The sequence below is a fragment of the Dietzia psychralcaliphila genome, from assembly GCF_003096095.1.
Taxonomy (GTDB): domain Bacteria; phylum Actinomycetota; class Actinomycetes; order Mycobacteriales; family Mycobacteriaceae; genus Dietzia; species Dietzia psychralcaliphila.
In genome coordinates this window covers 518,637-543,949 of the sequence record NZ_CP015453.1, presented here as the reverse complement: position 1 = coordinate 543,949, position 25,313 = coordinate 518,637, and the positions used below count along the sequence as shown (strand labels likewise).

Sequence of the window (25,313 nt, the reverse complement as noted above, 5' to 3'; positions counted from 1 at the left end):
CGGTTGAACAGACGTCCGGCTGACCCGGTGACCGGCTGATCAGACGACGCGACCCGCGGCGGGTGCCGCGGGTCGCGTCGGTGTCGGGGTACGGGGCCGACCAGCAGATGACGCCGATCAGTAGATGACGGTGTGTCGCTCGATCTGTTGGGCGAAGAAGTCGGCCCAGGAACGGACCTCGGGGTGCTGCTTGAGCAGGGCCCTGCGCTGACGCTCGGTCATACCGCCCCAGACCCCGAACTCGACGCGGTTGTCCAGCGCGTCGGCGCGGCACTGCAGGAGAACCGGGCAGTGGCGACAGATGGAGGCCGCCTTGCGCTGGGCGGCGCCACGGACGAAGAGCTCGTCCGGGTCGATGTCCTTACACCGGGCCTGGGCCACCCATTCCTGGCGGCCCTCCCCGATGATCGTCTCCTCGGACCCGAGAGGATTGCTGGAACCGGGGCGGACCCCGGCGTCGTCTGTGCGGGAGGTCCCGGGAAGGGTGGCCGTCATCGATGTACCCCTGTCTGTGTGGAGTCGCGGACGGGTCTCCCGCACACGCCTCCGGCCTTCTGGGCCCACCCGGCGCGGCAGGCCCACGGTGTCCGCGGGAGCCTCTCCGCCGAGAATGCCGTCGGACTACGACCTCATCCGGGTTCGAAACGTCCCGCGTTCCCTCATATTGTTACCGTAGTCACACAACAGAAGTAAAGAGTCGTGTGCTGCCCAGACCTCACGGGGTGGCGCGACAGGGGTGTTCACGTACCCTGGCCCCGTGTCGGCTATGAGTTCGCTGGGAAAGCTGGTCGCGACCTGTGTCGCCGCCGGGGTGGTGGCGGCCGGGTCGTTGTTCCCGATCGCCGGGGCGGCGGGGTTGGCCTCAAACAAGATGGCGGACTCGCTCTCCGGGACCTCGGCGGACCTGATCAAGGGTGACCTGCCGTCGATCTCCACGGTCACCGATACCGACGGGACGCCCATCGCCTGGTTGTACGACCAGCAACGGGTGGTGGTCCCGAGCGAGGAGATCTCGCAGAACATGAAGCTGGCGATCATCGCGATCGAGGACCGCCGGTTCGCCGACCACAACGGTGTGGACTGGCGTGGCACGATCCGCGCGGCGCTCACCAACGCCACGTCCGGGGACGTGCAGCAGGGCGCCTCGACCATCGACCAGCAGCTGGTCAAGAACTACCAGTTCCTCGTCTCCGCCGAGAACGACGCGGAACGACGCGCCGCCGTCGAGACCACCCCGGCGCGCAAGATCAAAGAGATCCGGATGGCCCTCACGCTCGACAGCGAGATGAGCAAGGACGACATCCTCAGCAAGTACCTCAACCTGATCTCGTTCGGCAACGGTTCCTTCGGAGTCCAGACCGCCGCACAGACCTACTTCGGCGTCGACGCCGCGGATCTCTCCGTGCCGCAGTCCGCCATGCTCGCCGGGATGATCCAGTCCACCAGCAGGTTCGACCCGTACACCAACCCCGAGGACACCAAGAACCGCCGCGACACCGTCATCGACACCATGGTCCAGACCGGCGCGATCACGCCGGGCGACGGCGCGGCCTACGCGGCCGAGCCACTCGGTGTGCTGGAGCGCCCCAACTCGCTGCCCCGCGGGTGCATCACGGCAGGTGACCGCGGGTTCTTCTGCGACTACGTGCTCGACTACCTGGACCAGAACGGCCTGAGCCGCGAGATGGTCCAACAGGGCGGCTACACCATCCGCACCACCCTCGACCCGACCGTCCACGACTCGGTGCAGCGGTCCCTGAACACGTACGGCAACCCGACGGGTCAGGGCGTGGCCGAGGTCATGAGCGTCGTGCGCCCCGGCCGGGAGTCGCACAAGGTCGTGGCGATCGCCTCGAGTCGCCAGTACGGCCTGGAACTGGGCGACAGCCAGACCGTCCAGCCGCAGCCGTTCTCACTGGTCGGTGATGGTGGCGGCTCGGTGTTCAAGGTCTTCACGGTGGCCGCGGCCATGGAGAAGGGCATGGGCACCAACACCAACCTGGCGGTCCCGCGCCGCGTCCAGGTCTCCGGCCTGGGTGCCGGCGGTGCGCGAGGCTGCCCGCCCGCCGAGTACTGCGTGGAGAACGCGGGGTCGTACCCGAGTTCGTTGTCCGTCTCGGACGCGCTCGCGCAGTCCCCCAACACCACCTTCGTCAACCTCATCAAGGACGTCGGGGTGTCCCCCACCGTGGACATGGCGGTGAGGCTCGGCATGCGGTCCTACGACCGCAAGGGGACCGCGGCGGACGGCGACTCGATCGCCGGTTTCATCAAGAAGAACAACCTGGGATCGTTCACCCTCGGCCCCACGGCGGTCAACGCGCTCGAATTGTCCAACGTCGGGGCGACCCTCGCCTCCGGCGGGATGTGGTGCCCGCCGAGTCCCGTCGAGTCGATCACCGACCGCACGGGCAAGCCGGTCGAGTTGACCGAGCCGGGGTGCGAGCAGGTGGTCGAGCCGGGGCTGGCGAACACCCTCTCCGTGGCCCTGTCCAAGGACCACGTGGGGGCCGGCACCGCCGCGGGCGCCGCGGGCGCCGCCGGGTGGAGCCTGCCCATGTCGGGCAAGACGGGAACCACCGAGGCCAACCGCTCCTCGGCGTTCCTCGGCTTCACCAACAACTACTCCGCCGCCGTCTACGCCTTCAACGACGGCACCACCACCAGCGAGCTGTGCACCAGCCCGCTGCGGCAGTGCTCGTTCGGCAACCTCTTCGGAGGTCTGGAGCCGGCCAACACCTGGTTCTCCGCGCTCGCCCCGATCGCCGAGATCTACGGCCCGGTCCAGCTGCCCGCCCCGGATCCCGCGTACCAGGCGGGCACCAGCGGCACGGGGACACCGGATGTCGAGGGGATGAGCCAGTCGGCGGCCACCTCGCTGCTCACGGGCGCCGGATTCGTCGTCAACACCCAGTTCGTGTCCGGCACCGGCCGCCCGTACGGGACTGTCGTGGGACTCGACGGCGGGACCGGGATCCCCGGATCCCAGATCACCCTCCGCGTGTCCGACGGGTCGGGCGGTGGCGGTGCCGGAACGCGGGGAGCCGGCGGCCAGGGCGCCTCCGGACCGGGGGCAGCGATCGGCGACGAGCCCGTCGTCCTCAACGTCCCCGGGCTCGCACCCATCACCATCTCGCCACCGAGGTAGCCGCCGCGGCGGGGGGAGGGTACCCGCGGCCGCCGGTAGGGTGGTCTGATGCAGCGCCCCTCTCGCCGGCCCCAGAGCACCCCGTCGACCCCCTCCGCCCGCGCGGCGGCCGTCCTCGCGGGGGCGGTCGTGGCCGGGACCGTCTACGCATCGGGGTGGGAGCGCAACGCGTTCACCGTGCGTCGCCACTCCCTCCCGCTGCTCGCGCCGGGGTCGTCGCCCCTCAAGATCCTGCACATCTCCGATCTGCACATGATGCCCGGCCAGAAACGCAAGCAGGAATTCCTCTCGGCCCTGGCGCAGCTGCAGCCGGATCTGGTGCTCAACACCGGCGACAACCTCTCCGACGACCGCGCGGTGCCGTCCGTCGTGCAGGCCCTCGGCCCGCTGCTCGGCCTGCCCGGGGCGTTCGTGTTCGGTTCCAACGACTACTACGCGCCGATGCCCAAGAACCCCCTGTCCTACCTCGGGATCGGCCGGAAGAAGCACTCGTCCGTCCCGCTGCCGTGGCGCGACCTCAAGGCGGCGTTCTCCGAGCGCGGCTGGGTGGATGCCACCCACCGTCGCGCGGAGATCGTCGTGGACGGCCGTCGGGTCCTGGTGGCGGGCGTCGACGACCCGCACATCGGTCGCGACCGCTACAGCGAGATCGAGGGTCCCGCCGGGCCGGCGTTCGACCTGCGGATCGGTCTGGTCCACTCGCCGGAGCCCCGGGTGCTGGACCGTTTCGACGCCGACGGGTACGACCTCGCGGTGGCGGGCCACACCCACGGTGGGCAGCTCTGTCTGCCCACGGGGGCGATCGTCACCAACTGCGGGATCGACCGCTCGCGGGCGCAGGGGCTCTCCGCATGGGGTCGCAACCTGGTCCTGCACGTGTCCGCGGGGCTCGGCACCTCGCCGTACGTGCCGGTCCGGACGTTCTGCAGGCCCGAGGCAACGCTGCTCGAACTGGTCGCCGGACCCGGGGGCGGCGGAGACGACGCGCCGGTCCCGGTGACACCGTTGCGCGAGCGGGTGCCGCTGCCGGCCTGACCCGGTTTCGCGAACCACCCCGGTTTCGCGAATCAGCCGGCGGGACGCTAGAGTATCCCTCGTTGTCACCGGGGTGTGGCGCAGCTTGGTAGCGCGCTTCGTTCGGGACGAAGAGGTCGTGGGTTCGAATCCCGCCACCCCGACAATGCGAGGTCCCGGACCGTTCACGGTCCGGGACCTCGGTCATTTGCGGGTCACTTGCTGCCCGGCCCGGCCGCTACGGGGCCGCGCTACCGGTGCAAATCGGCGTGAACGATCCGTAGAGTCGTGTCATGACCTCCCAGACCGACGTCCAGAACGCCGCCGCGCCCGGTGCGGCGGCCCCCCAGACGACTTCCGCTGGCCATCCCCACTACGGCCGGATCACCACCACCGGCCAGGGGGACCCCGCCCTCGCCGCCGGGCTCCAGAAGGTCCTCGACGGCCGCTGGGCGGACGCGCGCCGGATGACGCGGGAGGCGATGACCCCGGACATGCTCAACCCGATCGGGGTGAGCATGGAGGAGCACCGCAGTCATGTGCTCGACCAGATGAGGCGCCTGGCCGACTCGGGTATGCCCGGACTGGGGTTCCGCACCGAGGACGGCGGCACCGGGGACACCGGTGGGGCGCTGACCTCCTTCGAGATGCTCGGCCACCTGGATCTGTCACTGATGGTCAAGGCCGGTGTCCAGTGGGGTCTGTTCGGCGGGGCGATCGCCAATCTCGGTGATGACGAGACGCGTAAGAAGTACCTGCCGGGCGTCATGTCCCTCGACCTCATGGGCTGCTTCGCCATGACCGAACTCGGCGGGGGTTCGGACGTGCAGAACCTCGAGACCACCGCGACCTTCGACACGGAGACCGGCGAGTTCGTCGTCCACTCCCCCACTCCGAGTTCCGAGAAGTGGTACATCGGCAACGCGGCCCGCGACGGCTCCATGGCCGCGGTGTTCGCGCAGCTCATCACCCACGCCGAGAACGGTGAGGAGCTCCGCCACGGCGTCCACTGCCTGTTGGTGCCGATCCGGGACGAGGACGGGAACGACCTGCCGGGTGTCACGACGACCGACCACGGACACAAGGGCGGGCTGCTCGGCGTGGACAACGGCAAGATCATGTTCGACCACGTCCGTGTGCCCCGGGAGGCGCTGCTCGACCGGTTCGGTGCCGTCGACGCCAGCGGCGAGTACTCGTCGCCCATCGACTCGGTCGGTGGCCGCTTCTTCACCATGCTCGGCACCTTGATCCGCGGTCGGGTGTCGGTGGGTGCGGCCGCGGGAGCCGCGGCCCGGACCTCGCTGGCACTGGCGGTGCGGTACTCGCTGGTCCGCCGCCAGTTCGACCACCCGGAGACCGGCAAGGGCATCCCGCTGCTGGAGTACCGCGAGCACCAGCGTCGGCTCATGCCGCGGGTGGCCCGCGCCTACGCCTACGCGTGCGCCCAGAACGCGATCGTCGCCGAGCTCCACGAGTTCGAGAAGAACCCGGACGCCTTCGACGCCGAGCGGCGGCGGGAGATGGAATCCCACGCCGCGGGCATCAAGGCCACCGTGACGGGGTTCGCCAACGACACCATCATCGAGGCCCGCCTGGCCTGTGGCGGCGCCGGGTACATGTCCGAGAACCTGCTCACCGAGATGCGGAAGGACTGCGACGTCTTCTCGACGTTCGAGGGCGACAACGTGGTGCTCACGCAGCTGGTGGCCAAGGAGCTGCTCGGCGCCTACGCCGCGGAGTTCGGCGATATGGACCAGCGCGAGACCGTGGCGTTCGCCCTCACCACCGCGGTCGACGTGGTGCAGGAGAAGGCCCGCGCGTCCACGCTGTGGCAGAAGCTCATCGACACGGTGACCGACCGCGAGCACACCGACCTGCTCGACCGCGGCAACCAGCTCGAGCTGCTGGTCGACCGCGAGGAGCACCTGCTGGAGACGGTCGCGCGGCGTCTGCGCAAGGCGCAGGGCGAGGACGGTTCGGCGGCGTTCAAGGTGTTCAACTCGGCCCAGGACCACATGCTGCAGGCCGGGCGCGCGCACATGGACAGCTGGGTGTTCGCCCGCTTCGCCGAGGCGGTGGACGCGTGCGAGGACCCGGAGGCCAAGAAGGTCCTGGGGACGCTGTGCGACCTCTACGTCCTGGACATCGTGGACCGCGACAAGGGGTGGTTCCTCGAGCACAACCGTCTGACGACCGAGCGCACCAAGGCCGCGACCGCCGCCCACAACCGCCTGTGCACCAAGCTCGCCGGCAAGGCGCGCACGCTGGTGGACGCCTTCGCGATCCCCGAGTTCGTCTTTGACGTCCCGATGCTCACCGACGGCGGCGTGGACGCCCCTCTCGAGACCACGTCGGCAGCCGGCGAGCGCGGCTGACGGGCCGCTGCCCGCAGATCCCGGCCGCCAGACCGGCACACAGGGCCACCGCGGCGAGCACCGCGGCACCCGTCCACGCCACCGTGGGCGAGCCGCCCAGCAAGACAGCGTCCAGCGCCGCGGTGGCCTGACCGGTCGGGGTGCCCGACACCGCCGTCAGCGCGGCGGTCGGTGCGCCTCCGGACACCCACACCCACCAGGCGACGCCGATCGAGGCGGCCGCCACGAATAGTCCCACCACACGGCCCGGCCAGGTGCCGAGCACGACGGTCAGTGCGTGCCACAGGACCGACGAGGCGACGACGACGAGGAGGATCAGTCCCACCACGGCCGCCGCGGTGGCGACAGTCGGCGCGTCCGCCGTGGCGAGGGCCCACGCGGACAGGCCCGCGGACAACACGGCCAGTGCGAGGACCGGCTCGGTGATGCCGGAGCCGGGCCGGCGGACCAGGTTGACGAGCAGGGCTCCCAGCACCGCCGCCGCGGCCAGGGCGAGGATCCCCGCCGAGGTGCGGCGCTGTGAGTCGTCGGCGGCCTCCGCGGCGGCGGCCCCGGCGTCGCCGCGCTCGGCGGCCAGGGCCCGCCCGGCCCGGCCGATCGCGTCGTCGGTCCGTTCCGCGGACCCGGCGACATCGGCGGCACCGTCGCGCAGTTCCCCGGTCCCGGCGGCGAGCTCCGCGGCCCCGTCCCGCAGTTCGTGCGACCCGCGCGTCACCTGGAAGACGCCGTCCCGCAGGGGGGCTCCCGGCGCCGAGAGCTGGCGTGCGAGCTCGTCGGCCCCGCCCTCCAGCGCGTCGAGTCCGTCGAGTGTCCCCTGCCCCATCCCCTGGGTGGCGAGCTGTTGTTGCAGACCGGTGAGGGCCTCCCTGGCCCGGACCACCTCGGGCGCGTCGCCCTCCAGGCGCCCCAGCGCGTCGTCGATCGCGGTCGAGACCTGGCCCTGGATCACCGCCACGCCGCGGACCGCACCGACGACCTCCCGCACTCCCCCGGCGACCTCGGTCGCACCGGTGCCCGCCTGTCCGATCGCCGACTGGAGCTGGTCCATCCCGTTCGCGAGTTCCGCGCCACCCGCGCGCATCTGCTCGGCACCGTCCGCCAATTCGGCCGACCCGCTCCGGAGCTGCTCCGCCCCGGCTCTGGTGAAGGTCGACTGGGCCGAGGCGTCGGCGAGCGCGGATTGGAGTGGTCCGCCCGCACCGGCGCGGTCGGCGTCCTCGGTCGGGGCGGGGCCGACGGCCGCCCACAACGCCGCCAGGATCAGCGGCAGGACCAGCACCACCAGTGCGAGGACCCGCCGACCGGGTCCCGGGGCGGCGGGGGGTGCGGGAGCCGGGTCATCCACCGGCGTGGTCACCGGGTCGACCACGTGGCCGTCCGCCGGCGTGGTCACCGGGGCGTCCACACGGCCGAACTCGGTGGTGCGAGGTCCGTCGTCGGCGTCCTCCACGCGGTCGGCTGCATCGGGGGTGGGGGGCATGCCGTGGATGTTAGTGACATAGAGCACTCGTTCCCGCAGGTCATTCGGCATGCCCCGGAATCCTGCCCGAATCCGCCGGGGAGGACAGTGTTAGCCTGGCCCGGCGGGCTCGGTACCCACGGGTCTGTTCCGACGCCCACCTCGACCAGCAGCGGAGCCAACGGCACGTGACCTTGACCCTCGCCCTCGTAGTGGCCTTCGGCATCGCGGCTATCTCACCGTTGCTGGCCCGCGTCATGGGGCGGGACGCCGGTTGGCCGCTCGCGGCGATGCTCGGGGGCCTCGCCCTGTACATCTGGTTCGCCGTCCCGGTCGACACCGTGTCCACGACCCCGTGGATGCCCGCGCTGGGCGTCGAGCTCCGACTGTCGCTCGACCCGCTGGCCCGCGTGTTCACCATGATCGTCCTCGGGATCGGTGCCATCGTGATGGCCTACTCGTCCCGGTACCTCGGCCGCGGCGGCGGCCACGGTGGCTACTACGGCCTGATGACCCTGTTCGCGGCGTCCATGCTCGGGCTCGTCCTGGCGGACGACGTGGTCCTGCTGTTCGTCGCCTGGGAATTCACGACCCTCTGCTCGTTCTTCCTCATCACCCTCGCGGGACCCAAGGGGACGCAGCCCGCGGTACGGACTCTGCTCGTCACCGTCGCGGGCGGTCTCTGCCTGCTCACCGCCGCCGCGCTCATGGTCGTCCGCACCGGCACCACCGTCCTGTCGGACATCCTGACCGATCCGGTGTGGTCGGCCGACCCCGGTTTCGCGGCCGTGATCGCCGTGCTGATCGCCATGGCCGCCTTCACCAAGTCCGCGCAGTTCCCGTTCCAGGCGTGGTTGCCGGACGCGATGGTCGCGGCGACCCCGGTCAGTGCGTACCTGCACGCCGCGGCCATGGTCAAGGCCGGCATCTACCTGCTGCTGCGGTTCTCCGAGGCGCTGCACGACGTTCCGGTGTGGAACCTGCTGCTCATCACCTGTGGCATGACCACCGCGGTGCTCGGCGCCGTGTTCGCGATGCAGCGGGACGACCTCAAGGAGCTGCTGGCCTACTCGACGATCAGCCAGCTGGGATTCCTGGTGGCGACGATCGGTGTGGGCACCCCGGCCGCGATGGTCGCCGCGATCGTGCACACCATCGCCCACGCGCTGTTCAAGTCCTCGCTGTTCATGTTCGTGGGCGTCGTCGACCAACAGACCGGCACCCGCGCCATGAGCGGTCTCCCGCGGCTCTACCGCATCATGCCCGGCACGGCGATCGGCGTGGGCCTGGCCGCGGCGTCGATGGCCGGACTGCCCCCACTACTGGGCTTCGTGTCCAAGGAGTGGATGTTCAAGAGCATGCTCGACGCGCCGGGAGCCGCGTGGACCGGACCCGCGCTCGGCGCCCTGGCCGTGTTCGCGGCCACCTTCACGTTCGCCTACTCCGCGCGCTTCCTGCTCGGTGGGTTCGTCACCCACGGTCCGCCGGCCAGGCCGGGGCCCGAGCCGGTGCACAGCACCCCGGAGACCATCGAGGCGCCCCACGCGTCGTTCTTCCTCCCCGCCGCGCTGCCCGCGGTGCTGGGGTTGGTGCTCGGTCTCACCGGTTTCCTCCTCGAGCCCGCGGTCGCGGCCGCCGCTCGCGCATCCATCGGCGAGGGCTACGAGACGGACCTCGGGCTCTGGCACGGCTTCGCGCCGGAACTGTTCATGTCGATGGTCGTGATCACGTTCGGGATCGTGCTGGTCCTGGTGCGCCATCCGGTGGACCGCTTCCTCGACCGTGAGCTCGCGCCCATCACCGGCGTGGCCACGGTCGACGCGCTGCGCCGCTGGGTCATCGCGGGCGGGGCGCGCGTGGGTGACGTGACCCGGACGGACCGGATCTCCCGGCACGTCTGGGCCGTCCTGCTGGTGCTGGTCGCCCTGGCTGCCGTGGGTGTCGCGACCGTCCGGCCCGACCCCGAGGTGGGGTCGCCCGTCCGGGTGGAGGACTGGATCGTGGTGGTACTCCTCGTGGTGGGGACCGCGGCCATGGTCGTCTCCCGCTCCCGTCTCGGTGCCGTCGCGAACGTCGGGATCGTCGGGTTCGCCATGGCGCTGTGGTTCTTCACGCTCGGCGCGGTCGACGTGGCGTTGACGCAGTTGCTCGTCGAGGTCCTCACCGTCGTCGTCATCGTCCTGGTCCTCCAACGTCTCCCCCGTGCCTTCCACACGGTCTCCCGCTCGCGCACGCTCCTCAGCGCCGCCATCGCGATCGTGGTCGGCCTGGCCTCGGGCGCGGCGGTGTGGGCCATGACGGGTCGCCGCGAACTCTCCGACGTCGGGCGGTACTTCCTCGACAACGCGGAGGAGGACACCGGCGGCATCAACGTGGTCAACACCGTCCTGGTGGACTACCGGGCGCTGGACACCCTCGGCGAGCTCACCGTGCTCGGGGTGGCCGGACTCGCGGTGATCCTGGCACTGCACGCCAGGCGCGCCCTACCCCGACGCGAGGTTCCGCTCGCCGTCCCCGCGGACTCCCCGCTCCTGTCCGCCGGGGACAACGGGGTCTTCCTGCGCACGTTCGCCCGGATCCTCGGCCCCCTGATCGTGCTGCTCTCGCTCTACTTCCTCGTCCGCGGCCACAATGCCCCCGGCGGAGGCTTCAACTCCGCGCTCATCGGCGGGGCCGGGATCGCGATCTACTACCTGCGCGCACCGAGCGACGAGGCGGCGCGGATCCGGGTGCCGTACGTCGCGGTCATCGCGGCGGGTGTGATCATCGGCGTGGTCACGGGCCTGGCGGGCTTCGTGGACGGCTCGTTCCTGCTGCCGCTGCACGCCTACCTCGGCGACGTGCACCTCACCACCGCGCTCGTCTTCGACGTGGGCGTCTACCTGGCCGTCCTCGGTGTGATCATGGCGGCGATCGACAAGCTCGGCGGAGATGACCGGAGCGACGAGACCACCGGGGATTCGGAACCGACCGGGGACGACCAGCCGACCGTGGACACCGCCGACAACAGGGAGGTACAGGCATGACCCTCGCGATCTCCGTCGGCGTCCTGATGGCCGGCTTCGTCTTCCTCGTCCTGCAACGCGGGATGGTCCGGGTGATCCTGGGGTTCATCCTGCTCAGTCACGCCGCGCACCTGACGATCATGGCCGCCGGCGGGGCCTCACGACGCGAGGAACCGCTGGTGGCCGACCCCGACCCGGCACTGACAGCCGACGGTCTGCCGCAGGCGTTCGTGCTCACCGCCATCGTCATCGCCTTCGCCATCACCATCTACCTGCTCGTGCTGGCGGTGATCGGCGGGGACGACGACGACACCGACGTGGGCGACCTCGACCACCTGGACCTCCTCCCGGAGATCCCGGGCGGGGCGCACCCGGAGGACCCGGAGCCCGACGAGCCGACGAACCACGACGCGGAAGGGGTCCACCGGTGATGCTGGAGTCCGCCCTCACCCTGTTCGTCGCCGTGCCGTTGCTGACGGCGGGCCTGCTCGTCGCGGTCGCCTCGAGGACGCGGCTCGTCCTGACCGTCCTGTTCACCGTCCTCGTGGCACAGTTGGCCGCGGCGATCGCCACCGTGCCGTGGGTGTCGGACGGTTCGGTCGTGGTGCACCAGGTCGCGCTGTGGGCCCCCGGGGTGGCCATCCCGTTCGTGCTGGACATGTTCTCCGCGCTCATGCTCACCGTGACGAGTCTGTTGACGCTCACGTGCGCGGCCTTCGCCGTGGCGGCCGGGGAGGCGTTCAAGAGGTTCTACCCGGCGCTGGTGCTGCTCGTGACCGCCGGCGTCAACGGCGCCCTGCTCACGGGGGACCTGTTCAACTTCTTCGTCTTTGTCGAGGTCATGCTCCTGCCCTCCTACGGGCTCATGATGATCACCCGGTCCGGGCGGGCCAGTGCGGCCGGCGTCGCGGCCTCGCGCCTCTACATCTCGGTCAACCTGCTCGCCTCCACCATCCTGCTGATCGGCGTGGCCCTGATCTACGGGTTGACGGGGACCGTCAACATCGCCGAACTCCACGGGGCCGCCTCGGAGGACACCGGCGTGGCCGTGGCCACCGCACTGGTGCTGTTCGCGCTCGCGATCAAGGCCGCCGTGGTCCCCGTACACGGGTGGCTGGCGCGGGCGTACCCCAAGATGTCCCCCGCCGTGACCGCGATGTTCTCCGGCCTGCACACCAAGATCGCGATCTACGCGATCTACCGCGTCTACGCGGTGATCTTCGACGGCGACTCGCGCTACCTCTGGGTGGGCGTGGTCGTGTTCTCGGCCACCATGCTGATCGGCGTACTGGGCGCGGTGGGCGAGGCCGCCCCGCGCTCAATCCTCGCGTTCCACATGGTCAGCCAGATCGGGTACATCCTGCTCGGGGTGGCCCTGTTCGGGCCCCTCGGTCTGACCGCCGGCATCTTCTATCTGCTGCACCACATGATCGTCAAGGCCGGGCTGTTCCTGGCGATCGGCGCGATCGAGGTGCGCTACGGTCCCAGGCGACTCGGGCAGCTCTCGGGACTGGCCAAGACCGAACCCCTCATCGCGATCGCCTTCTTCGCCTCCGCCATGTCGCTGGCAGGGATCCCGCCCTTCTCCGGGTTCGTGGCCAAGCTCAGCCTGATCATCGCCGCCCTCGACGCCGGCCAGATCGCCGCCGCGGCCGTCGCCGTGGCGGTCAGCATCCTCACCCTGCTGTCGATGCTCAAGATCTGGACGGGGATCTTCCTCGGCGAACCCACCGCCACCGACTCCCGCACGCTGCCCGCGGGGATGGATCCGGCCTACTCCGACGCCCCGGGGATCCCCGACGGGCGGGATCGGGCCGGAGCCGACGGGATCACGACCGGAGCCGACGGGATCGCGACCGGCGTCTCCGCCACGGGTACCGCCGCAGGTCCCGCCACGACCGGCGCTGGCACCACAGCTTTCACCGCCACGGCCGGCACCGCCACCAGGGCCGCCACCACCGCGGAGGCCGGGTCCCCCGACCCCGTCATGGTGCCCCCGGGTCGCCGGATCGGCCTGGGACTCGCTGCGCCCGCACTGGCGCTGGCCGTGGTGACGTTGGCACTGGGGCTGGGTGGTCAGATGCTCCTGGAGCTGTCCGGGACCGCGGCCGCCAACCTGTACGACCCGACCGGATACGTCCAGGCGGTGCTCGGATGACCTCCACGTTGACCTGGCCGCTGCGGATCGTGTGGTTCCTGCTCTGGTTCTTCTGGCAGCAGACCACCACCAGCGCGAAGGTCGTCCGGGACGCGTTCCTCCCCCACGCCTCGATCACCCCGGGCTTCGTGCGGTTCCCCACGAGGTGCCGCACCGAACTCGAGGTGACGGTGCTGTCCTCACTCATCACCCTGACCCCGGGGACCCTGACCCTGGGGGCGGACCATCCCGGGGACGGTGGGGAGTGGGAGATCGTGGTCCACGGGATGTACTTCCCGGATCCCGACGACCTGATCGCCTCGCTACACGATATGGAGAACCACATGCTGCGGGCGATTCGGAGAAAGGGGCTGGTCCGGTGATCGTCGTCGACATCGCCATCGTCCTGGTCGCCATCGCGGCCGTCCTGTCCTCGTACCGCATGATCCGCGGACCCCACGCCGGGGACCGGGCGATCGCGGCGGACCTGCTCTTCTTCGCGTTCATCGCGCTCCTCGCCCTGGTCGGCGTCAGGGTGGACAGTCCCTTCGTCTACGACCTCGTGCTGGTCGCGACCCTGGTGGGACTGGTCTCCGCGCTCTCGCTGGCCCGGCTCATGACCGGAGGTCGGCGATGAACTGGGAACTGATCGCGACAGTCCTGGGATCGATCTCCGTCCTCGCGGGTTCCGTGGTGTTCCTCGGAGGTGCGATCGGCCTCCTGCGTTTCCCGGACCTCTACGTACGGTCGTCGGCGATCGGCGCGGCCGCCGGCCTGGGACTGGTCTTCGTGATCGTCGGCGCCTTCCTCTTGCACCCCACGTGGGACGCGGCGCCGAAGGTGGCAGTGGCCGCGGTGCTGCAGTTCGCCTCCTCCGCCATCGGTGCGATGTCCATCGCGCGCGCGGGGTTCCTCTCGGGTGCCGCTCCCACCACCGCGACCCGGTACTCGCAGGTCGAGTTCATCGGCGACACCCCGGACGGGGACAGCCGGCTCTCCGATGCCTCGCCCGCCGACGCCCGGGTCGCAGACGCGCGGGGCGACGCCCGGGGCGCCGATCCGGACGGCACCCGCGATGAGTGAGCCGCGGGAGACCCGGGAGGACCATGACGGACCCCCGACCGACGACACGGGTTTCGCCCTGATCGACGACCCTGCCGACGAGTCCGGGACCTACGGCGAACTGAGCCTCGACGAGGCGACCCGACGGTTGGCGAGACTCCGCTCCCGCGGCGACCTCCGGGCCGCCTCGCGCCTCATGGCCTCACTGCCCGACCAGGTCGTGGTGGACATGTTCGAGCGCACCGCCGACAGGGACCGGGCCGTCGCGTTCCGGCTACTGCCCAAGGGGCGCGCGCTCGTGCTGTTCGAGGCCCTCGATGCGCCGGTGCAGTCCGAGCTGCTCAGGGGTCTGCGTGAGGAGCAGGTAGCCCACCTCTTCGAGGAACTCGACCCCGACGACCGCGTCGCGCTCATCGACGAGCTCCCGGCCTTCGTCGCCACGCGTCTCTTGCGAGGACTACCGCCGGAGGAGCGCGCCCTCACCAACGAGATCCTCGGCTATCCGGCCGGGTCCATCGGCCGCAGGATGACGCCGGAGTTCGTCTCCGCCCGCCCGGAGATGACGGCGGAGCAGGCTCTCGAGAGGGTCCGCGCCCGGCTCGTCGACGTCGAGACCATCTACACCATCCCCGTCGTGGACCAGGGGCGCAGACTCGTCGGGGTCGTCGGTCTCCGGTCGCTGATGGGGGCGGATCCCGACACCCTCGTCGGGGACCTGATGAACGACGCGATCTCGATCCACGCCCGCGCCACCGAGGAGGAGGCCGCCCGCCTCAGCGCGGAGGAGCGCGTGATCGTCCTGCCGATCACGGACAAGGAGGACCGCCTCGTGGGCATCCTCACCGTCGACGACGCGCTGCGGATCCTCGAGGACGCCGAGTCCGAGGACGCGGCCCGCCAGGGTGGTGCCGAGCCGCTGCGCCGGCCGTACCTGTCCACGCCCGTCCGGTCGATCGTCCGCTCCCGCGTGGTGTGGCTGCTCGTGCTGGGACTGGGCGCCGCGCTCACCGTGCAGGTGTTGGCGGTGTTCGAGGCAACGCTCGAGCAGGTGGTGGCGCTCTCGCTGTTCGTCCCGCTCATCATCGGCACCGGCGGCAACACCGGTAACCAGGCCGCCACGACCGTCACCCGAGCCCTGGCGCTCGGCGACGTCCGCCCCCGCGACGCCCACCGGGTGCTGGTGCAGGAGGTGCGGACCGGGTTTATCCTCGGGTTGGCCCTCGGCGGGGCGGGGTACATCGCCGCGGGATTGATCTTCGGATTCGACTTCGGCCTGGTCATCGGTCTCACACTGTTGGCGCTGTGCACCATCGCCGCCACGGTGGGCGGGCTGATGCCGCTGCTCGCGCAGGCCGTCAGGGCGGACCCGGCGGTGTTCTCCAACCCGTTCATCACGACGTTCGTCGACGCGATCGGGCTGATCGTGTACTTCCTCATCGCACGCTGGGTGCTGGGGTTGTGAGGGTGCCGGGCTTGTGAGGGTGCTGGGTTCGTGACGGTGCTGGGTTCGTGACGGTGCTGGGCTCGTAACGGTCGACGTCGTCGGGCTCAGCCGACGCCGAACAGGCCGGACCGCAGCGACGACCGGGGTAACGTGACATGTGTCACTTTCCACCCTGGTGTTCCGCCTTGTGGTCCAACCCTGTCGAAGGGCACGCATGACCCACGACGATCCCGTCGATCCCCTCATGCCCGAGCTCGCCTGCTACGGCCTGGCCGGGCACAGCGCGTCGCCGGCCGATCTCGTCGTCGAAGCCGCCCGTGCGGAGGAACTGGGGCTCGGGTCGATCCTGCTGTCCGAGCGGTTCGCCCTCAAGGACGCGGCGGTCATGGCGGGGGCCGCGGTCGCGGCGACCAGCCGGATCGGCGTCGGCACCGCCGCGACCAACCACAACACCCGGCACCCCCTGGTCACGGCCACCATGGCCACCACGCTGCACCGGATGTCCGGCGGCCGATACGCGTTCGGGCTCGGCCGCGGCATCCCGTTGCTGTTCGACATCATGGGTCTGCCGCACGTCACCTCAGCGCAACTGGAGGACGCGGTCGGCATCTACCGGACGCTCTGGCACGGCGGCTCGGTGGTCGGCCACGACGGCCCGGCGGGCAGCTACCCCTACCTCGTGCAGGACTCCTCGTTCGACGAGGACATCCCGGTGCTGCTCATGGCCATGGGGGACAACTCGCTCCGGCTCGCCGGACGGATCGCCGACGGCGTGGTGCTGCACACCTTCATGTCCGACACCGCCGTCGCCAGATCGGTCCGGCTGGTCCGCGACGCCGCCGAGCGGGCCGGGCGCGATCCGGCGCAGGTGCGGATCTGGTCGGTGATGGCCACCATCGAGGACTCGCTCGACGAGACCGCACGGCTGCGCAAGCTCGTCGGCCGCCTGGCCACCTACCTCACCGGCTACGGCGACGTGCTGGTCCGGGTGAACGGCTGGGACCCGGCGGGCTTGGAGCGGTTCCGCGCCGACGAGCGCCTGTCCGCCCACTCCGGTGCGCTCGACGCGACCGACGACCTCGACCTCCTGCGCCACGCCCGCGACGTGCTGCCCGACGAATGGCTGGCCTGCGCGGCGGTCGGCAGCGCCGAGCACTGCGCGGACCGCATCGAGGGTCAGCTCGCGCTCGGCGCCGACTCGGTGGTCCTGCACGGCGCGACCCCCGACGAGCTGGCCCCGGTTCTGGCCGCCTGGCGCTCGCGGCGGGACCCCCGCCGGTTCGACCATCTCCCACCCAACCCCGGACGGCTCCACCTGCGGAAGGACCCACAGTCATGACCAGCGTCGATTCGAGCGCCCCAGTGGTCTGCACTCCGGAGGAGGTGACCGCGGGATGGCTCTCCCAGGCGCTCGGCACCGAGATCCGGTCGGCGCGGACCGAGGCGGTGGGCACCGGCCAGATCGGCTGCTGTGTGGTCGCGCACGTGGACGGCGACGGGGTGCCTCCCACGCTGTTCGTCAAACTCCCGAACCCCGACGAGGGCATGCGACCGCTGCTGCACGGCGTCTACCGCAGCGAGGTGCTGTTCTACCGCGACCTGGCGCCGACCGTGGCCGTGCGGGTTCCGCGGGCGCGGTTCGCCGCGCTCGGGGAGCGGGAGGGCGAGTTCACGCTCGTGCTCGACGACGTGGCGCCGCTGGTCCAGGGCGACCAGCTCACCGGCCTGACCGTCGAGGACGCCCGCGACTGCGCCGTCAACCTCGCCGGTCTGCACGGTCCGCGCTGGTGCGATCCCACGTTGCGCGGCATCGACGGGCTCTCGTGCCCCTCGGCGGAGGACAACGTCACCCTGCAGGAGCTCGGCGGGCCCGCGCTGGAGGCCTTCCTCTCCGAGTTGGGAGACCGACTCGACGACGACGAGCAACGGATCCTGTCCGAGATCGCGCCGCTGATCGCGGACTGGGCCAACGGGCGAACCGATCGATTCGCCCTGCTGCACGCCGACTACCGCGCCGACAACATGCTGATCGACCCCTCCGGGGACCGGCCGTCCCTGGCCTGCGACTGGCAGACCCTCACGGTGGGGCTCCCCGGCCGCGACCTCGGCGGTTTCCTCGGCTCCAGCCTCGATGTCGCCGACCGCCGCGCCTCCGAACGCGGCATCGTGGCCGACTACCACCGCGCGCTCCTCGGGCACGGGGTGACCGACTACTCCCTCGAGACCTGCTGGGACGACTACGTCTACGGGCTGCTCCAGACCCCGGTGCTCGGGATCTTCGGCTGGATGTACGGCACCCGGACCCCGCGCGGGGACGAGATGTTCGCCCTGCTCATGCGGCGGGCCTGCCGGGCGATCGCCGACCTCGACGCCCTCGCCGTGGTCCGCGCCGGCTGACGGGGCCTCGGCACGCCCTCCGCCGGGGCTCCGCGAGCCGGGCCCGGGCGGGAGGCCGGCGCACGAGAAGGGCCCGATCCCGCTCGTCGCGGGATCGGGCCCTGTCTCTGGCCGTGCTCGTCAGAGCCGTGCTCGTCTACGGAGTGGTCACTCCTGGCGACGGTGGTTGCCGCGCGGACCGGACTCGACGCCCGCCTTCACTGCCTCGCACAGACCCTGGTCGACGGCTGCCCAGTAGGCGTACACGCGCTCGAGCAGCTCGGTCTCCGACGGGTCGATCTTGCTCACGTGACCGGCGATGTTGCCCGCCAGACGCCCGCGGGCGGCGTCGTCGAGGACCTCGCGGTACAGCGTCGTGGCCTGGGCCTGGTCCGTGTCGTCGGCATGCGGCGACACGTCCCCGCGGTAGATCTCCGAGCCCTTGGTGTCCCAGTCGCCGAAGTCGAACGCCTGGGCCGGGTCGGCGGCCGGGCCGTCGATGGTGTTGGGGGCGTACTCCGCCTGCGCCGGGTGCGGGAACTCGTACTGCATGGCGCCCTCCTTGGAGTAGGAGTTCACCGGCGAGAGCGGGCGGTTGACCGGCACCTGCTGGTAGTTGGCACCGATGCGGTAGCGCTGGATGTCCGGGTAGGCGAAGACGCGGCCGAGGAGCATCTTGTCCGGCGAGAAGCCGATGCCCTTGACGATGTTGGTCGGCGCGAACGCGGCCTGCTCGATCTGGGCGTGGTGGTTCTGCGGGTTACGGTTCAGCGTCATGGTGCCGACCTTGCGCAGCGGGTAGTCCTTCTGCGACCAGACCTTGGTGAGGTCGAACGGATTGAAGCGGTAGCCCTGCGCCTCGTCGACCGGCATCACCTGGACGTGCAGGTCCCAGGAGGGGAACTCGCCCTTGCCGATGGACTCGTAGAGGTCCTGCCGGTGGTAGTCGGCGTTCTCACCGGCGAGCTTGTCGGCCTCGTCCTGGGTGAGGAAGTCGATGCCCTGGTTGGTCTTGAAGTGGAACTTGACCCAGTGGCGCACGCCCGCGGCGTTGATGAACTGGTAGGTGTGCGAGCCGAAGCCGTCCATGTGACGCCAGGTGGCGGGGATACCGCGGTCGCCCATGAGCCAGGTGACCTGGTGGGTCGACTCGGGGCTCAGGGTCCAGAAGTCCCACTGCATGGCGTGGTTGCGCAGGCCGGAGGCGTTCTTACGGCGCTGCGAGTGGATGAAGTCCGGGAACTTGAGGGCGTCGCGGACGAAGAAGACCGGCGTGTTGTTGCCGACCATGTCGTAGTTGCCCTCGTCGGTGTAGAACTTCAGCGCGAAGCCGCGCGGGTCGCGCCAGGTGTCCGGGCTGCCCTTCTCACCGGCGACGGTGGAGAAGCGGGCGAGCATCGGGGTCTTGACGCCCTTCTGGAACAGGCCCGCGCACGTGATGTCGGAGACGTCCTCGGTGGTCTCGAACTCGCCGAAGGCGCCCGATCCCTTGGCGTGGGGCAGCCGCTCCGGGACGTTCTCGCGGTTGAAGTGCGCGAGCTTCTCGATGAGGTAGAAGTCGTGGATCGGCTGCGGGCCCAGCTCGCCCAACCGGGCGCTGAACTCGTCGCTCGGTACCGGCTGGCCACTGTCGGTGGTGGTGGCGGACTTGGGCTGGAAGTCGCGTACGCCTCGGTCGGCGGGATGCGTGGTCACGTCTGGTGCTCCTCGTTGTGGTGGGGTGATGGGCGATGTGGTCTGGGTCTCAGTCTTAACCGAGCCGGGCACGGTCCGCCTGACATTCGGGACATGTGCCCCAGTAGTTGACCTCGGCCTCGTCGATCAGGAAGCCGTGATCATGGTCCGCCTGCAGGCAGGGCGCATGCCCCACCGCGCATTCGACGTCCTCGATCCGGCCGCACTGCCGGCACACGAGGTGGTGGTGGTTGTCCCCCGTGCGGCGCTCGTACCGTGCGGGCGAGCCCGCCGGTTCGATGCGGCGCATGAGGCCGACGTCGGTGCATACCCGCAGGGCGTCGTAGACGGCCTGCGTGGACACCGCTCCCAGCCGCTCCCGGACCCGGGTCGCGACGTCCTCCGCCGCGATGTGGGGACGGCTGTCGACGACGGCGAGGACCGCCAGTCGGGGAGAGGTCACCCTCAGCCCGGCCGACCGGAGCAGCGCTCCGGGGTCCTGCATGTCCGTCGTCATGAGCACTACCGTAGCGCACTTTCTGGAACTGGTCCAGAAAAGGACTGGTTCCGGTTTGGTAACGATGACGGCACCTCCGTGACCGCTCCCCCTACCGCCTCCGAACCCGCCGACTAGGCTGACCCGCGACCCCGAACCCGCAGGAGGACGCCATGACGGAGACCGCCATCGGACCGGTCGTGTGTGGTTATGACGGCTCGCGGGACGCCCGCCGGGCCGTGGCCTGGGCCGCCACCTGGGCGCGCGACCACCACACGAGCCTCGAGGTGATCTCCGCCGACCGCGCCGTCGGCCGCGTGGTGGCCTTTGACGAGACCGCGCGGGCCAACGTCGAGGGGGCCATGCGTGACCAGCTCACCGACCTGGCCGGTGATGTCCCGGCGACCTACCGCGTGGTCGCCGACAGTCCCGTCGGCGCGCTCGTCGCCGCCACCCGGTACGCCTCGGCGATCATCGTGGGCAGCCGCGGGCTCACCGCCCGCGAGGACTTCGCCATGGGATCGACCTCCGCCGGCGTGGTCGAACACGCGACCTGCCCCGTCATCGTGATCACCCCGCTCACGCCCGAAGGCCCCAGCAGCGGCCCGGTGGTGCTGGCCGCCGACGGATCCGCGGCCGGCGATCCCGCCGCCGCGTTCGCCTTTGCCGAGGCCGAGCGACGTGGCGCCACCCTGCGGGTGATCCACACCGTCGAGGTCCCCAGACTGCCGGGCGCCTCGCTGTTCGACCTGGACCAGCTCGCTGAGAGCGTGCTCGCCGAGGACGAGAAGGCGGTCATCGACGCCCTCGCCCCTCACGAGGCCCGCCACCCCGGCGTGATCGTCGACCTGGTCCTCGTGGTGGGCGAACCCGCCACCACGATCGCCACCGAAGCATCGGGGGCCGCACTCCTGGTGACCGGATCGCGCGGGCAAGGCGGGTTCGCCGGTCTGTTGCTCGGGTCGGTCAGTCGGCGTCTGCTCCAGACTGCGCCGTGCGCTGTCGCCGTGGTCCGCCCAACCGACTAGAGCCCGGCCACCCGACGACCGCTCCACCTCCCCCCCTCCGGTTGGCGGACATCGTGATCGACTCGGCGGACATCTGACGCGCTCCGAGCCCGGTGAAGTCATACAGTCGAAGCAACGCTGAAGGAGCGTTGCTATGCCGAAGTTGTTGCCACGGGAACTGCGTGAGGTATTCGTTCGATACATGTGCGAGGGAGAGACGATTCGGTCCGCCGCGGCGAGAGCTGGCGTGTCGAAGAGCGGTGCGTGGCAGTGGTGGGGCGAGTGTGGACACATGGAGCTCACCCTGCGTGTTGGCACTCGTGGCATTGGCCCATGGCCGGCCGATCTTCCCGAGGAGGGGCGCACCCGTCGCCCGCTGTCCATCGATGACCGGGTGGGGATCGCTGCCGGGGTTAAGCAGGGGGCGTCTGCGCAGGAGATCGGTGAGGACATCGGACGAGACAAGACGACCGTCTGGCGGGAGGTCAGGCGGAACATCAGCCCTGACGGTGCTTATCGGGCGGCTATCGCTCATCGGGCCGCAGCCAGACGGCGGTCCCGGCCCAAGCCGATGAAACTGTCATTGCACCCTGGCCTGTGTCGTCAGATCGAGGCATGGATGGACGATGGCTGGTCGCCGAAGCTGATCAGTGATGTCCTTGCCCGGGACAGCGACACTGTCACGGTGAGCCACGAGACGATCTACCAGAACCTGTACGTGCAAACCCGAGGCTCTCTGCGTGCTGACCTGCATCGATGCCTGAGCTTGGGGCGAAGTCGGCGTCAGACTCGCGCCCGCGGTCGCCGGGACCCCTCGCCCTACAAGGAGGCGTTCAAGATCAGTGAGCGACCAGCTGAGGTTGATGACCGCGCCGTCCCGGGGCACTGGGAAGGAGACCTCATCATGGGAGGCACGGCCTCGAACTCGGCGATCGGCACACTCGTTGAGCGCACCAGTCGGTTCACGATTTTGCTTCACTTACCTGACGGTCACAATTCTGCGGCAGTAGCGGAGGCGATGATCCGCGAAATGCGTAAGTTGCCAGAGCATTTGCGCAGGTCGATCACCTGGGACCGCGGCCGCGAACTGGCCAAGTACGCCGAGATTCAGCTCGCCCTGGACGCGGACCTGTACTTCTGCGACCCACACTCGCCTTGGCAACGGGGCACTAACGAGAACACCAACAGGTTGTTGCGGCACTGGTTCAAGAAGGGAAGTGACCTATCTACCCACTCCGCTGAGGACCTCGCCAAAGTCGCGGGCACCCTAAACTCACGACCCAGGCCGACCCTCAATCTGGCCACCCCCGCGGACAAACTCAACGAGCTGCTACTCACCGCAGCCACCTAACCCACGATTGCTTCGACCACTTGACTTCGGGCCCGATTCCTCGCGAATTCTGTCCGCCAACCGAGGCGGGGCGTCCGCCAACCGGGGTGGGGCGGCCGCCAACTGGGGCGGGGCGTCCGCCAACCGGGCTCGGAGGGGCGAGGCTGGGAAGGGTTGGGCGCCGCAGGCGCCGTCGCTACGCGGGCCCTACCCGGAGCATGCGCGTGAGCGTGGGTTGCCACATCACACCCGGGCCGTCGCCGCGGGAGACGATGGTCCCGGTGAGTTCCATGGGCTCGTCCAGCGGCGCCACGCCCACGAAGTCGCGGACGACCTCGCGGCCGGTCTCGACATCCGTCGAGGTCACGTCCACCGGGCCGAACTTCTGCGCCAGCCCCTGATCGAGCAGAGGTCCGAGCTCCGGGCCAAGCCCTCGCTGCACCCCCGACGGGCCGTACGCCAGGGCATGGATCAGGCCGTCTCCGGTCGTGAGCTTGGGCAACGACGCGGTACGGGCGAGCGAGGTCCACACTCGCGAGCATGCGCTGCCCGGGTTCGCCGTGCCATCCGGGTTCGCGGTGCCATCCGGGTTCACCGTGCCGTCCACGCGCGCCGTGCCGTCCGGGCTCACGTCGATTCGGGTCATCCCTCCGGTGTACGGGGCGGAGGCGGGCACGGCCGGGCCGTCGACTGCGAACGGCGGATACTCGTACCCGTAGGTGTTGACCAGCACCAGCGCGTCCCCGAACGCGATGATCGAGTTCTCCGTGGCCGCGGGACCCTCGATCAGGACCCCGTCCGGCGCGGCGGAGGCCGGTGCGAGCGAGGTCGCGAACGCCGGCATCCGGCACACCTGCGAGCCGTCGATACGGCGCAGGACGATCAGATCAGGCTGCTCGGCGTCGTCGGTGATCGCCACCAACGAGTCGTCCGGGCCGAAGTAGGTGGGCGTGGTTCCCGAGCCGTGCGCCAACAGACCGGGTTTGCGCGCCGGGCCCACCTCGTAGGCGTGCCGCCAGCGCACCTCCGGGGTCCCGTCCGGCGCCACGTCCACCTCGTAGAGGGCCCGGGTGGTGATCACCGATGCACCACCGGGGCGGACCGTCAGCCCGTTGGAGATCCGCTCCCCTGCGGGCAGGGCGAGGGTGCGCAGAGTGTCGTCGTCGCCCGGTAGCACGGTCCCCACCACCCCACCGGAGGTCGCGAACCAGACCCGCCCGTCGAAAGCCGGGATCAGGCCGGTCACGGCGTCGCCGTCGGGGACGCCCGCGGACAGGTCGGCCAGGACATCGACCGTCATCCGCCAGGAGCCGTCCGGGTCGCGGTGGTGCCCCACGGCGAGGAGCCTGCGGTTGCCGTCGGCCACCACCACCCGGTCACGCTCGTCGAGGTATCCGTACACCCCACCCAGGAGCGCACCCTTGGCCAGCTGCACCTCCGCCAGCACCGCAGCGGTGTCGGGGTGGAAGAGCTTGACCGTCGGCGCGAGCGGGGTGGGCGGGTGGAGTCCCACGTAGGAGGTGCACAGGGCGACGGGCATGCCGGTGGTGCCCACGAACACGGTGGAGCAGGTGGCCCCGGTCAGGGCGCCGACGATCGCGGGGTTCGCGCCCGGCCCGCGACCGGGCAGCGTGTCGGTGGAGGCCGCGTCCCCGTGGACCGTGGAGGTGCCGGCGGGGCCGAGTCCGGGCGGGGAGGCCGGCGGGGGCGCGGGCTGCCCAGCCGCTGGTTGCGCGGGCTGCCCAGCCGCCGGTTGCGCGGCGGCCGTCGACGAGCTCAGGACCACCACGCTCGTCACCGCCGTGGTGAGTGCCACGGTGAGTGCGGCAGTGACAGTCGCGAGGATCCCGCCCGGTGCGCCCATGGAACCGATTCCACCACGGACGCCGCCGCCCTACTCCTGGTTCCGCTAGAGGTGCTCGGTCACGTCCGCGCCCTCGCGCAACTCCTCGGAGAGTGTCTGCATGGCCTGCGCCTGCTGCTCGGCGACCAGCTGCTCCTCGACCTCCCCGCGGACCTGCTCGAGCGGGGGCAGTCCGCCGCCCGCCTGTCCGCCGGACATCGCCTGCTGCTCCACCAACTGCTGGTAGGCGGCCTCGATCTCCTGATCGGTCGCGGAGAACTCGCCGTACTCCTCGACGACCAGCTTCTCCACGAGGAGCTGCTTCTCGATCTGCTCCACCACGTCGTCGCGGTCCATCCCCTGCTCGCCCATGGCGGAGATGAACTCGTCCTCGCTGGCCTGGTTGGCCTCGGCGAACCCGGCGAGCGCGGTGTCGATCTCGGCGTCCGAGACCTCGAGTCCGCGCTCCACGGCCTCCTGCCGCAGCAGCTCGCTCCCGACCAGCCCCTCGAGGGTCTGCTCCTTGAGCTGGTCCTCGTCCACGGGCTGCCCGGTCATCTGCGCCTGCATGGTCATCTGCTGGTACTGGCCCTGGAAGACGGTGACGAACTCGTCCTTGGTGATCTCGGTGCCGTTGACCTCGGCCACCGGGTCCGGGATGTCGTCGGTGTTCGGACCGGCGGCGTCCTGCTCGGGGTCGGTCTGCTGGTCGGCCTGCTCGGTCGCGGCGGTCGGTTCGCCCTCCGCTGCTCCGTCGTCGTCGCCCGGGGCACTGCAGCCCGCCGCGATGAGCACGGCCCCCGCCGCGGCCGCGACCAGCCGCCATTTGTTCTTCAGCACTCGATCTCCTGACGTTGATGGGTGCATCAGTCCGCCGAGGCTACACATCGGAGTTAGGCGGGACCTGTGCACGCGCGCGGGGGCGCCCGCCGCGCGACGACCG

20 protein-coding genes and 1 tRNA gene are annotated in these 25,313 nt (G+C 70.5%); 15 read left to right on the top strand and 6 right to left on the bottom strand.

Annotated features, from left to right (window positions below; all coding sequences use genetic code 11):
* Positions 1–117: 117 nt before the first annotated feature.
* Positions 118–495 carry a WhiB family transcriptional regulator gene (locus tag A6048_RS02385; protein ID WP_170114850.1) on the bottom strand — a complete coding sequence of 126 codons (378 nt, stop codon included), beginning with the start codon at positions 493–495 and terminating at the stop codon, positions 118–120.
* A gap of 271 nt (positions 496–766) precedes the next feature.
* Between A6048_RS02385 and A6048_RS02380 the strand changes: the two genes are divergently transcribed.
* The 4 genes from A6048_RS02380 (at position 767) to A6048_RS02365 (ending at position 6,537) form a co-directional block, all read left to right on the top strand.
* Positions 767–3,148: a transglycosylase domain-containing protein gene (locus A6048_RS02380; protein WP_107749352.1), complete on the top strand. Its 2,382-nt coding sequence runs from the start codon at positions 767–769 to the stop codon at positions 3,146–3,148.
* Positions 3,149–3,196: 48 nt separating this feature from the next.
* Entirely contained in the window at positions 3,197–4,183 is a 987-nt protein-coding gene (locus tag A6048_RS02375; RefSeq protein ID WP_107749351.1) for a metallophosphoesterase, read from the top strand.
* A 69-nt stretch (positions 4,184–4,252) separates the two neighbouring features.
* Positions 4,253–4,326, top strand: a tRNA-Pro gene (locus tag A6048_RS02370).
* Between the two features lie 129 nt (positions 4,327–4,455).
* Positions 4,456–6,537 carry an acyl-CoA dehydrogenase family protein gene (locus tag A6048_RS02365; protein ID WP_107749350.1) on the top strand — a complete coding sequence of 694 codons (2,082 nt, stop codon included), beginning with the start codon at positions 4,456–4,458 and terminating at the stop codon, positions 6,535–6,537.
* Here A6048_RS02365 and A6048_RS02360 read toward each other — a convergent pair.
* On the bottom strand, positions 6,476–8,017 hold the full coding sequence (locus A6048_RS02360) for a hypothetical protein (RefSeq protein ID WP_244911044.1): 1,542 nt from the start codon (positions 8,015–8,017) through the stop codon (positions 6,476–6,478). The genes A6048_RS02365 and A6048_RS02360 overlap by 62 nt on opposite strands.
* Positions 8,018–8,184: 167 nt before the next feature.
* On the opposite strand from A6048_RS02360, the gene A6048_RS02355 reads away from it, so the two are divergent.
* The 9 genes from A6048_RS02355 (at position 8,185) to A6048_RS02315 (ending at position 18,041) form a co-directional block, all read left to right on the top strand.
* Positions 8,185–11,022 (top strand): DUF4040 family protein, encoded by a 2,838-nt coding sequence (locus A6048_RS02355; protein WP_107749348.1) that lies wholly within the window; start codon positions 8,185–8,187, stop codon positions 11,020–11,022.
* Complete coding sequence (locus tag A6048_RS02350) at positions 11,019–11,432, top strand: sodium:proton antiporter (RefSeq protein WP_107749347.1); 414 nt, start codon at positions 11,019–11,021, stop codon at positions 11,430–11,432. Before A6048_RS02355 ends, A6048_RS02350 begins: the two co-directional genes overlap by 4 nt.
* On the top strand, positions 11,432–13,159 hold the full coding sequence (locus A6048_RS02345) for a monovalent cation/H+ antiporter subunit D family protein (protein ID WP_107749381.1): 1,728 nt from the start codon (positions 11,432–11,434) through the stop codon (positions 13,157–13,159). Before A6048_RS02350 ends, A6048_RS02345 begins: the two co-directional genes overlap by 1 nt.
* Positions 13,156–13,521, top strand: a complete 366-nt coding sequence (locus tag A6048_RS02340) for a Na+/H+ antiporter subunit E (RefSeq protein ID WP_107749346.1) — start codon at positions 13,156–13,158, stop codon at positions 13,519–13,521. The genes A6048_RS02345 and A6048_RS02340 overlap by 4 nt, the downstream gene beginning before the upstream one ends.
* A complete protein-coding gene (locus tag A6048_RS02335) occupies positions 13,518–13,775 on the top strand; it encodes an MrpF/PhaF family protein (RefSeq protein WP_107749345.1) in 258 nt (85 codons plus the stop codon). The genes A6048_RS02340 and A6048_RS02335 overlap by 4 nt, the downstream gene beginning before the upstream one ends.
* Positions 13,772–14,221, top strand: coding sequence for a cation:proton antiporter (locus tag A6048_RS02330; RefSeq protein ID WP_235027483.1), 450 nt, complete (start codon positions 13,772–13,774; stop codon positions 14,219–14,221). Before A6048_RS02335 ends, A6048_RS02330 begins: the two co-directional genes overlap by 4 nt.
* Positions 14,214–15,662, top strand: coding sequence for a magnesium transporter (gene mgtE / locus A6048_RS02325; protein ID WP_200837366.1), 1,449 nt, complete (start codon positions 14,214–14,216; stop codon positions 15,660–15,662). Before A6048_RS02330 ends, mgtE begins: the two co-directional genes overlap by 8 nt.
* Before the next feature lie 196 nt (positions 15,663–15,858).
* On the top strand, positions 15,859–16,983 hold the full coding sequence (locus A6048_RS02320; protein WP_107749344.1) for a TIGR03857 family LLM class F420-dependent oxidoreductase: 1,125 nt from the start codon (positions 15,859–15,861) through the stop codon (positions 16,981–16,983).
* The gene (locus A6048_RS02315) at positions 16,980–18,041 is read left to right on the top strand and encodes a phosphotransferase family protein (protein WP_107749343.1); all 1,062 of its coding nucleotides are present in this window, start codon (positions 16,980–16,982) and stop codon (positions 18,039–18,041) included. The genes A6048_RS02320 and A6048_RS02315 overlap by 4 nt, the downstream gene beginning before the upstream one ends.
* 147 nt (positions 18,042–18,188) lie before the next feature.
* On the opposite strand, the gene A6048_RS02310 is transcribed toward A6048_RS02315, so the two are convergent.
* Both A6048_RS02310 and A6048_RS02305 read right to left on the bottom strand, forming a co-directional pair.
* Positions 18,189–19,715, bottom strand: a complete 1,527-nt coding sequence (locus tag A6048_RS02310) for a catalase (RefSeq protein ID WP_107749342.1) — start codon at positions 19,713–19,715, stop codon at positions 18,189–18,191.
* A 55-nt stretch (positions 19,716–19,770) separates the two neighbouring features.
* On the bottom strand, positions 19,771–20,211 hold the full coding sequence (locus A6048_RS02305) for a Fur family transcriptional regulator (protein ID WP_162533920.1): 441 nt from the start codon (positions 20,209–20,211) through the stop codon (positions 19,771–19,773).
* A gap of 152 nt (positions 20,212–20,363) precedes the next feature.
* On the opposite strand from A6048_RS02305, the gene A6048_RS02300 reads away from it, so the two are divergent.
* Both A6048_RS02300 and A6048_RS02295 read left to right on the top strand, forming a co-directional pair.
* Positions 20,364–21,218, top strand: coding sequence for a universal stress protein (locus tag A6048_RS02300; protein WP_107749341.1), 855 nt, complete (start codon positions 20,364–20,366; stop codon positions 21,216–21,218).
* A 133-nt stretch (positions 21,219–21,351) separates the two neighbouring features.
* Positions 21,352–22,548 carry an IS30 family transposase gene (locus tag A6048_RS02295; protein ID WP_108835158.1) on the top strand — a complete coding sequence of 399 codons (1,197 nt, stop codon included), beginning with the start codon at positions 21,352–21,354 and terminating at the stop codon, positions 22,546–22,548.
* A gap of 175 nt (positions 22,549–22,723) precedes the next feature.
* Here A6048_RS02295 and A6048_RS02290 read toward each other — a convergent pair whose 3' ends face one another.
* Entirely contained in the window at positions 22,724–24,391 is a 1,668-nt protein-coding gene (locus A6048_RS02290; RefSeq protein WP_244911043.1) for a hypothetical protein, read from the bottom strand.
* Positions 24,392–24,436: 45 nt separating this feature from the next.
* Positions 24,437–25,210: a SurA N-terminal domain-containing protein gene (locus A6048_RS02285; RefSeq protein ID WP_107748045.1), complete on the bottom strand. Its 774-nt coding sequence runs from the start codon at positions 25,208–25,210 to the stop codon at positions 24,437–24,439.
* Positions 25,211–25,313: the final 103 nt, after the last annotated feature.